This window comes from Streptomyces sp. NPDC058964, from assembly GCF_042741275.1.
Classification (GTDB): Bacteria; Actinomycetota; Actinomycetes; order Streptomycetales; family Streptomycetaceae; genus Streptomyces.
Window position 1 is genome coordinate 465 of record NZ_JBHYKH010000315.1, and the last position, 3,413, is coordinate 3,877.

3 protein-coding genes and 1 pseudogene are annotated in these 3,413 nt (G+C 67.6%); 2 read left to right on the top strand and 2 right to left on the bottom strand.

The genetic code is table 11. The features are described 5' to 3' along the window. Nucleotides 1-815 precede the first annotated feature (815 nt). Entirely contained in the window at nucleotides 816-1,337 is a 522-nt protein-coding gene (locus ACFW2E_RS30690; RefSeq protein ID WP_384470330.1) for a hypothetical protein, read from the bottom strand. Nucleotides 1,338-1,706: 369 nt separating this feature from the next. On the opposite strand from ACFW2E_RS30690, the gene ACFW2E_RS30695 reads away from it, so the two are divergent. Both ACFW2E_RS30695 and ACFW2E_RS30700 read left to right on the top strand, forming a co-directional pair. Beyond that, a complete protein-coding gene (locus tag ACFW2E_RS30695) occupies nucleotides 1,707-1,916 on the top strand; it encodes a hypothetical protein (protein ID WP_384470331.1) in 210 nt (69 codons plus the stop codon). 44 nt (nucleotides 1,917-1,960) lie between these two features. Then, nucleotides 1,961-2,452: a hypothetical protein gene (locus tag ACFW2E_RS30700; RefSeq protein ID WP_384470332.1), complete on the top strand. Its 492-nt coding sequence runs from the start codon at nucleotides 1,961-1,963 to the stop codon at nucleotides 2,450-2,452. A gap of 498 nt (nucleotides 2,453-2,950) precedes the next feature. Here the strand turns inward: ACFW2E_RS30700 and ACFW2E_RS30705 are convergent. Continuing rightward, nucleotides 2,951-3,187, bottom strand: a pseudogene (locus tag ACFW2E_RS30705) (ISL3 family transposase); the annotation flags it as partial. Nucleotides 3,188-3,413: the final 226 nt, after the last annotated feature.

Genomic DNA, 3,413 nt, shown 5'->3' on the forward strand with positions numbered 1-3,413 from the left:
CGGTCTAGCCCGCGCCCCCCCCAACCCCGCCTGGGGCCGCGCTGCCGAAGCCATGAAGTGTTCGATCTCCGCAGCGCTTCGGGTGCTGCCCATCGTGCCCAGGCGCTGTCTGTTCCGTGGTTCTGGCTCAACTTCTGTGGAGCGGTCACTTGTAGTCAGACCTTCGAAGCGAGTCGGTACCAACGTGGATGAGCCTGGAGCTGCGGTGAGGTGAGTTCCACGGCTCGGTTGTCCAGTCCGGCGGCCATGTGGTCGAGCCATCGTTCGTACCGGGCGAGAAAGTCCGGGGCTGAGGAGACGTTCGGGCAAGGACGACGACAAGCTCCTCCCGATGATCGCCTGCCAGGTATTCCTACTCAACCGCAGCCCCCACGTCGACGACCTCACCATCGCACTCTTCGAACGGATCCGCCGCGCCAAAATGATCCCCGACCTGCGTCTCAACGCCCTGCACGCCCTCCAGAAGGCGGTGGCCGCCCTCGGGTTCTGCGATCCGCCAAGCTCCGGCACCGGCCGCCGCACAGCGGAAGCAGCCGACGGACCGCAGAGCTGGGTCCGGTGGGCCGAGCGGTGGCACGGCACCTCGACGCTGACGCCCCGCGTTCGCGGCAGCATCCGCTCCAGCCTGCTCAAGGTCGGCCGCTGGCTCGCCGCCGGACACTCCGATCCCGCCGCCTTGACCCGGCAGTGCTGCGCTATTTGGATCGCGGCCCTGGACCGGATGAAGGTCGGCGACTTCAGAAGGCACCGCCGGGCTGAAGGACCGTGTCGGCAAGCCGCTGGAGGCATCGACCAAGGCCACCCAGCTCGCCGCGCTACGGATGTTCTTCCGAGACTGCCAGGAGTGGGAATGTCTGCCCCGGCGGTTCGACGCCCAACGCGCGCTGGCCACCCCGCGCAGCATCGCCGCTCTGCTCGGCCCAGACCGGAGCGTGGTTGCGGACGAGATCTGGGCCAAGCTGCTGTGGGCCGGACTGAATCTGGCGACCGCAGATCTTCCGCAGAACCGGGCGGGGCTGTTCTATCCGCTGGAGCTGGTTCGCGCGGTCGCGCTGACCTGGTTGTTCAGCGGCCAGCGCAGTGACGAGATCGCCCGCCTTCGGCTGGGATGCATCCGCTGCCAGCACGACGGGACCTCCATCGCAGGCGACTTCCGGCAGGTCCTGGCGCGCGACGCGGTCTGCCTGCTCGACGTCCCCACCCACAAGACCGGCTCCGCGTTCTCCAAGCCCGTCGACCCGCTCCTTGGCCAGGCCCATCGAAGCTTGGCAGGCTGCCAGGCCCTCCCAGCCCGGCTTCGTCCGCGGGAACATCACCAGCCACTGGGCCTGATCCACGATCGCCAGCCAGCTTCACAACGCCAAGGAACCGATGACCGGTTCGAGCTGCAGGGGCCTGGCTCGGACGCCGCTCTCCGCAGTCGACGCAGTACTACGCAAAGATCACCCCCAACACCCTCACCAGGGCATACACCGACGCCCAGTACTTCTCCCGCAACGTCCGCACCATCGAGGTCCTCGCCGACCGCGACCCCGCCACCTCCGGCGCCGCCGCAACTGGGGAGCCCTGGCAGCACTACGACCTCGGCCACGGCTTCTGCAGCTACACCTTCTTCGAACAGTGCCAGCACAATGGCCTGCGCTCGCTGCGCTTTCCATGCCCCGAAAGACTCCACCAAGGCTCAACTCATCTAAGCCAAAGACAACTTGCAGAGAACGGCTGCCGCGATCCCGCTCACCGACGAACGTGCGGCCGTCGACAACGGCCAGGAAGCACTGGACCGCCTGCTCGACCGGCTGGCCGGCACTCCGACGCCCGCAGGCCCGACACCACGCGAACTCGACGTGCCGGCCACTGTACGCCTCCTGCCACTCGTCGCCGTCCGGCAAAGCAGTGCAAGCGTGGCACCGCGCTGATATCGAGGTGCGAACCGGCTCAGGAGAGTGTCACAGTCACTGTCGTGACCTTGATGGACGTACTCGTCGACTTCTCCCGCACTGGCCGGATCGGTGCCCTGAACTGCGGAATGTCTCTGGATGAGGCTGAAGACCTTCTCGGCCCGGGGCGCCCGCACCCGGCCCACCGCATGAAGGGGCCCGATATCGACGGCTACCCCTACTCCTGGGACGGGCTGCAGCTGGTGGTCACTCAGCGGGCCGTCCGTGGAATCTGGATCAACCTCTGGCCCGGTTCGACCGCCAAACTGCCGCCGCTCGTCCTTCCTGATTCCGAGTCGTTCGAGGCCACTGTCCTCCGCGAGGAGCTGATCGCCGCCCTCGACGGCGCTGGCTGCCGGCATGCAGTCAACAGCACTCTCACCTTCGGCGAGCAGTCGAGCATCCTCACCCAGCCCGCTGACGTCTGCGCGGTCTTCAGCCTGCCCAGGCGGGACAACCACGTGCCGCACCGTGATCGGCACTACCTCGACGTGATGCACAAGCACACGGCTTGACATCGCTGACTCGACACAATGATCCGGTTGACGTGGCCTTCGACGACTCCGGAGTTCCAGGGCGAGGTGAGCCGGCGACGACGGCACCGCGGTCGCGGTCGATGCCCGCGGCAAGGGTGCGGAGGCTGGGCAGATCGTCCTGTCGGACGGCATCGAGCCAGTCCGGCAGGCGCTCGCCCTGGCGGCTGGTAAGCATGGACGCGAAGGGTCGGACATGGCGAGTAAGGGCGTCCTGTTCGGGGCAGTGCGGTTCGAACGGCCGTGCGCTGGAGCTGCTCGGTCTCGGTGAGGGTTTCCGGGTGACGCAGGATCCATCCGGTGACGGCTCGAGGCGAGGGCGGCAGCCAGCCGGGCGCCGACGCGGCCGACCAGGGCGAGGCCGACGGCAGCCAAGGTTGAACGCAGTCGCTCGGTGCGCTGGCCGTATCCGCGAGTCAGGCCGAGTATCTGCTCCACGAAGGCCAGGCGCGGCCACATGGCGTTCCCGCAACAAAACCGCCGGACCCGGAGCTGGAGTACGACGCTCCGTCCGACGATCGGTACGTCGGCGGGAAACCGCCGGTAGTAGCTGTGAGCCGAGGTCGACCAAGCCTCGCATCCCGGGCAGGCAGCGCCGGCCGTGGCGCGATGCACGTCAACGCGCACTATCTCGATATTCACGTCCACCGCCAGCACCGCGACGTTCGCGATCAACGGGAACGACAGCTTTTCCAGCCGGAGCACGACCCCTTCCACGGCCCCGAGCTGTCAGCCCAACCACCGTGACCGCGGCTCATTTTCGGGCGACTTCGCACGCGACCGGACAGGCACAACCGACACTCACAGTTTTCTCTGCACGGAAGCTGAGCCAGAACCTGTTCTGGCTCTGGCTCTCTCCACCGTGGGGGGCGGAGCGCGCCCAACGGCCCGGGGGGGGGGGTCCCGGGGGGGCCGATGTGGCAACGGCCAACCGCGTTCGACC